General features: G+C 76.5%; 1 protein-coding gene. It reads left to right on the forward strand.

Annotated features, from left to right (window positions below):
- Positions 1-71: 71 nt before the first annotated feature.
- Positions 72-387: hypothetical protein (locus tag AC1DDH_RS20760; RefSeq protein ID WP_476956261.1), on the forward strand; the 316-nt coding region annotated here is incomplete at its 3' end.

The raw sequence follows: 387 nt of genomic DNA on the forward strand, positions 1-387 counted from the left end.
GCCCTGGGCGCCCCGCCGCGCCCGGAAACTGCCGCGCCGGCCCCGTCATCGTGAGGACCCCTCCCCTGCCCATGCCCGATTCCCGCACGCCGCCGGGCGACCCGCTGTCTCCCTACCAGCAGGCGCTGCGCGAGCGATTTCCGTCCGTGGAAGCCATCACGGCCGCCGCCACTGCGCGCCGCCGCAGGCAACACCGTGTGCGCGCCGGTGCCGCCGCCGCGCTGGTGGTGCTGGCCGCCGGCACGTGGCTGGCCGATCCCGCCTATCGCACCGAGTCCCTGAGCGCCGAGGCCGGGCCGCGCACCGTTCAACTGGCCGATGGCAGCCGCGTCACGCTGGACCAGCACACCCGCCTGACCGTGCAGTGGCGCCTGCGCACCCGCGCAC

This window comes from Arthrobacter sp. 10T425 (assembly GCF_056393985.1).